The 5,879-nt window shown below is 45.7% G+C and carries 4 protein-coding genes; 3 read left to right on the forward strand and 1 reads right to left on the reverse strand.

Annotation, left to right across the window (positions count from 1 at the left end; genetic code table 11):
* Positions 1-244 precede the first annotated feature (244 nt).
* The 3 genes from rplU (at position 245) to ACKI3C_RS11960 (ending at position 2,878) form a co-directional block, all read left to right on the forward strand.
* On the forward strand, positions 245-562 hold the full coding sequence (rplU, locus tag ACKI3C_RS11950; protein WP_407405350.1) for a 50S ribosomal protein L21: 318 nt from the start codon (positions 245-247) through the stop codon (positions 560-562).
* A 20-nt stretch (positions 563-582) separates the two neighbouring features.
* Positions 583-855, forward strand: a complete 273-nt coding sequence (gene rpmA, locus ACKI3C_RS11955; protein WP_407405352.1) for a 50S ribosomal protein L27 — start codon at positions 583-585, stop codon at positions 853-855.
* A 655-nt stretch (positions 856-1,510) separates the two neighbouring features.
* A complete protein-coding gene (locus ACKI3C_RS11960; RefSeq protein ID WP_407405354.1) occupies positions 1,511-2,878 on the forward strand; it encodes a hypothetical protein in 1,368 nt (455 codons plus the stop codon).
* Between the two features lie 1,386 nt (positions 2,879-4,264).
* On the opposite strand, the gene ACKI3C_RS11965 is transcribed toward ACKI3C_RS11960, so the two are convergent.
* Entirely contained in the window at positions 4,265-5,386 is a 1,122-nt protein-coding gene (locus tag ACKI3C_RS11965) for an AAA family ATPase (RefSeq protein WP_407405356.1), read from the reverse strand.
* Between the last annotated feature and the right edge of the window lie 493 nt (positions 5,387-5,879).

Genomic DNA, 5,879 nt, shown 5'->3' on the forward strand with positions numbered 1-5,879 from the left:
TTCCCCGAGTTCCCCGAGAAGCAAGTTTCAATCTAGCTCTCTGCGTCCTCTGTGTCCTTCTGTGGGGGGAGCTGGGTAGTCGCGAGACCATAAACCTGGTTTATACAGAGTTTTTTACAAAAAAATTTCTTTATTTCAAAATAATGTGCTAACTTTGCACCCGCAATTTTCCCGAAAGGCACAAATAAGAGCGTGGACATCATGTCCAAGCCGCCGTACGGACCAACTTTCAATACAATTTTAAATGTACGCAATTGTAGAAATCCAGGGACAGCAATTCCGCGCCGAGGCTGGCAAGAAATTGTTTGTTCATCACATCGCTGATGTGAACGAAGGCGACAAGGTAGAATTCGACAAGGTTCTGCTCGTTGACGCTGAAGGTAATGTAACCGTAGGTGCTCCCACCGTTGAGGGCGCAAAGGTAGTTTGCGAGGTAGTTAATCCCCTCGTGAAAGGTGAACACGTGATCGTTTTCAAGAAAAAACGTCGCAAAGGCTATCGCCGTCTCAATGGCCATCGCCAGCAGTTCACTCAAGTTGTGATTAAAGAAGTAGTTGCTTAACCCCCTAAATTTTATCGATTATGGCACATAAAAAAGGTGTAGGTAGTTCAAAGAACGGCCGCGAGTCAGAGAGCAAACGACTTGGCGTTAAAATTTTTGGTGGTTCATTCGCTAAGGCTGGTAACATCATCAAGCGCCAGCGTGGTACAGTTCACCGTCCCGGTCAGAACGTAGGCATGGGTCGTGACCACACACTGTATGCACTCGTTGACGGTATCGTTGAGTTCAAGCAGCGCGCAGGCAAGAGCTACATCAACATTGTAGCTGCTCCCCAAAGCGAAGAACAGAACTAAAAACCTATCAAGGTTTTAATTGCACAAGGGCGACTTCAACACGAAGCCGCCTTTCTTCTTGTGCGGCAGGGACAGGAAATCATTGTGCCCGTTTTTATAACTCAACTTTAGCATTTGACAATAAATATTGCTAATTTATTGTCCGGCAGGACAATGCCTGAATAACCCCCACCGCCGAACCGAGCGAAGCGAGCTCGGTAAAGTGAGCAGCGGTAAGTCGGCGAAGCCGGTGCCGCGGATAGCGAACCTTTGCCAACATTCGAAGTGGCGGAGGGGGAAGAAATGCAACACGCACCGCGTCCAGCAGGACGCTAATCGGAACAAACAGGTGAGACTCAAATGGTTTCACATGCTAAAGTTGAGTTATAACCTGCGAAAACCCCGTACCATACTACAAACGCAGTGCAGTAGGATGTGCGGGGTAAGGACAGGACGCAGTTTTGATGCGGTTGCTGCTCAATCTGCTTTCTATTTAGATAAGAGGATAAAAGAAAAAAAACTCTGTGCCTCTGCGGGGGAGTTAGGGTTTCCTTTACTGAAATTGTCAAAATTATAAAAAAATATTCATTTTTATTTTGATTTGAAAGAATTATTTGTAACTTTGTACGTTGTTTAGAATATACTGAAATTTAATAAATTTAAAATATACAACATTATGAAGAGATTTTTACAAGCAACATTAGCAACTGCGTTGCTCGCAGGCACCGCTGTTAGCGCAATGGCTCAACGTCCCGTTGACCCCAATGAGAAGAACCCCAATCGCGAAGGTGAAGGATGGTCTGAATTCTTTGTAAAAGACTTTGCAATCCAGAAAGGCGAAGTCAAAGAAATAGAGATCTACCTGAGCAACCCCAATTATCGATTCACCGCAGCGCAGTTCGACATTTATACCACTGGCGGACTGAAGATTTATGAGGACGAAGACGGTGTATGGCTCGATCCCACAGAGCGTGTTCCTGGCGTTCTTGGACTCAATGCTACTTCAAGAAACTACTCTTATATTGGCTCGGGTGCATGGCAGTCTGATGGCGCTTATCGCCACCTGTTCTACAACAGCAAGGGTCTCTATGTTGACGGCACATCAGGTCCGCTTTTCACTCTCTATGTGACAACCGACGAAACCTTCGGCACTACAAGCGAACCCGCAACCATCTACTTCGGTACAGTTAAGCTTTCTGACATTGGCGACACCGAACACGGACATCGCTGCCGTGACATGGTGAGCGACGCCTATGAGGCTGTTACAGTGGCTGAATTCCTCAACACCAAGGATGCTCTCACTCGCTTCGTCGCTGATCCCGTTAAGGTGGTGGCAAAGGCTCCCGAAAAAGTTGACGGACGCAATCTCGTTTTCGTTACCGACGGCAATGACAACTGGCTCAAACTCGCTCTCAACGACGAGGACAATGCTAAGTTTGAGGTAGGCCAGACCTACGAAGGTGGCCAGCTGGGTGGTAGCCGCTACGACAACGTTAACCCCAGCGTAGCTGTTGACAAGACTTTCGGCAACGAACTTGCAAGCACTGCAATCACTGCTGGTATCGAGAAAATCGACATGTCACACAGTTTCACTCTGGCAAGCAACCAGGTTATCTCTGTAACAGGTTACTTCTTCAACGACGACAACCAGGAGACACTTCGCGCTTATAGTGGTAACAGCGGTGTACGTGGCCAGAGCCTTACTATCAACAACGGTTGGGTAAGCGGCAACGTTATGGAAAACGGCAAGCCTTACACTATCAGCAAGGCTGCTGTTCAGCTCAAGGCTGCTTGGGAAACTCCCAGCGGTGCTCCCGCACTCATTGCTCCCAGCGACGAAAACTCTTTCCAGAACTACGTGATCTATCCCCTCGACGCTGCCGATGTAGCAACTGGCGTTACCGAACTTAACGCTAAGACAATCAGCAACGTGCGTTACGTCAACGTAGCAGGTGTTGAGTCAGCAACTCCCTTCCAGGGCGTGAACCTCGTGGTTACAACTTACACCGACGGCACTACTTCAACCGTTAAGGTGGTAAAGTAAAGACAACGCAGTCTCTATAACGAGACAACATACCCCCCTCTAACGCAAGCCCCCATGGTCAACCATCGGGGGCTTGTGATTTTTATATCAGATGGACGCGGATCTCACTGATAACACTAATTTAATAATAACTGAAAGAAATTAAAATAATTAGAATAATTTCTTATTCAGTTAAATCAGAGCAATCTGTTGTAACTATACTGCAATAGATTTTTTTGCAGATTCCCCGCGCGGGTAACTATTCACCAATAGAGTTATTAGGGACACCCCGCGCGGATCTCACAGATTTCACAGAATTTATATAATTATTTTACTTTCAGCACAAGTTTTTCAAATTGTGAATTGTTGTCATGCATGAGAACAAGGTATTTATCGCGCCGATAGGTGCGTGGTCGCACGGGGTGCGACTATCAATAACCGGGGGTGAAGTGAGCGAAGCGAATGCAACCCTCGGATATCGAAACCACAAGGAATGCGTGCTGAAAGTACGCGACTTACCTGCGCAAGCGGTATTTTACGGCACACGAAACTCTTGAAATTTCAATAAAAAAAATCTGTGAGATCAGTGAGATCTGCGCGGGGATATCACCCAAAATACCATTGCTGAATAGTTACCACGCGCGGATCTCACTCACACATGATTTTGTAATGAGAGGCTGGAAGCCGACACGCAGAACGCAGTTCTGCACATAACCCTGTCCTAACTGAGCGCAAGCGAAGGCAGGGCAGGGAAAACGCGATACACTATACTGCGGTTGAAGACCCCAACCTTGCACGTTTCGAGGTAGCGGCCTCCAACCGCGATTTTGTCACATTTCACCCCCCCACCGGCAGCCCGCAGGTCTGCGACCAGCGGTTAACCAAAGTTACGACCTCCCTGAGGTCTAAAAAATCCACAAAATATATATTTTCAATGAAAAAAAAATCAGTGAGATCAGTGAGATCCGCGCGGGGAGTTCCATTGCTGAATAGTTACCAACATCCTCATGTTACACAAAAGTGTTAGCAGTTATATACTCAACTTTAGCATGTGAAACCATTTGAGCCTCACCTATTTGCTCCGATTAGCGTCCTGCTGGACGCAGTGCGTGTTGCATTTCTTCCCCCAACGCCACTCCGTTCGGCGGTGGGGGTTATTTAGGTATTGTCCTACCGGACAACAAATTAGCAATATTTATTATCAAATGCTAAAGTTGAGTTATATACCTACAAGATGTTGTTTTTTTCCTTTTTCCCATCATTTTAGGTCCATAACCTGATCTAATATTCCGTGGGTGAAGTCGGGAAGTTTTAGCAAGTTTTGATGCGGTTGCCCTGAAAAAAAACAAGTCATCAATGTAGTGTTACCTCTGCTTTCTCCCGCAGGTGGTACTGCGGGAAAAGTGGCTATGGGCGACATAGCCAGAGCCCGAAGAAACGGTCATATACAGAATATATGCCATCTTCAACGGTTATAAAGTCGCGTTCTGACAGCACCTTCACAGCTCCTTGCACAGCGCTGGAGGATAGCTTGTAAGTTTGCAGGAACTTTTTCCCCATGATTCTCCGACCTTCTCCCTCTCGAGCAATAGCGCGTAGCACTTCTTTTTGCTTTGGGGCGAGTTGATACAAAAGAGACTGATATGCAAACGTGTTGCGCTGCAGAATAGTGGATATCGCAGAGTCAACGTCATCTTTTTCGAAAGTTATATCACGAGACTTGTCGGCATATAGCAAATTGAGCACATATTGAATGTACCAGGTCACGCCTGCAAAGCGGTTAAACAGGTAGCGAAAGGCTTCAGATGATATTTGCTGACCGTTAGCAACAAGGTGGTGATTAGCAAACTCTTCGTAGAGAGCGGGGTCAATAACGCCCAGATCCATAAGTACCGCACTATTGTAAAAAGGGCGTGATTGCGTGGCAAACATCTCTGCCATCATGTGGCGCTTTGAACCAGAATATATGAAGCTGGCATTGTGACAACATTGAATACGCTTTCGCAGGGCCGCTTCCACAGTTTTCTCAGGGTAGTTGGCCACGACTTGGAACTCGTCAATAGCCACAATACATGGTTTGTCGGCCAGCTCGAGATATGAGAATATTTCATCCAGCAGCAACTCGGGCGTGTGTATCTCACCGATTGATACGTTCCACTCGGGCATGCCATTTATGTCAAAGGTAATGCCCGTCTTTAGAGATTTCAGCAGAGTTACGAAATTCTCCCATACTTTTCGCCCGCAAGACTTGAGAGTTTGTAGAATCACGCGACCTAGTTCGTAGGTGAACTCGCAGAGATTCTTCGTGTCGTAAATATCAACGTAGAAAGTATAATATTGCTCGCGGATTTTCTCAGAGTAGAAACAATTGTGAATAAGCCCTGACTTGCCAAGGCGGCGCTGAGCAATAAGAGCCACATTGCGCTGGTTGCCTATATGCTCCATAAGAAGCGCAGTTTCTTGAACTCTGTCGCAGAAGAATTCAGGCGACAAATATCCTTCAATTAGGAATGGATTTATCTGTTTCATAACTTGTTGCAATTATTATGAAATCGTAATTATTACGATTTCATAATGCAAAATTAAGCAATTAATCTGTATTGCGCAAACTTTCTTGCAGAAAAGCGCGGGTCCCTTTCTATAGAAAAAAAGCATCACTGAAAGACATATTTTTATATTTTCAGCTTATTTTCAGTGTATTTCAAGCGCAGCGCCACCACCTAAATACAACCTAAAAAAAGGTGCTTCGCTTGAAATCAACTAAAAATTAACAAAAAATTAATTCTACGACAACACCCGTAACTATACAGCAATGGAACTCCCCGCGCAGATCTCACTGACCTCACTGATTTTTTCATTGAAAATATATATTTTGTGGATTTTTTACTCAACTTTAGCATTTGATAATAAATATTGCTAATTTATTGTCCGGCAGGACAATACCTAAATAACCCCCACCGCCGAACGAAGTGGCGGTGGGGGAAGAAATGCAACACGCACTGCGTCCAGCAGGACGCTAATC

It is taken from the genome of Sodaliphilus sp. (genome assembly GCF_045598405.1).
Taxonomy (GTDB): Bacteria; Bacteroidota; Bacteroidia; order Bacteroidales; family Muribaculaceae; genus Sodaliphilus; species Sodaliphilus limicaballi.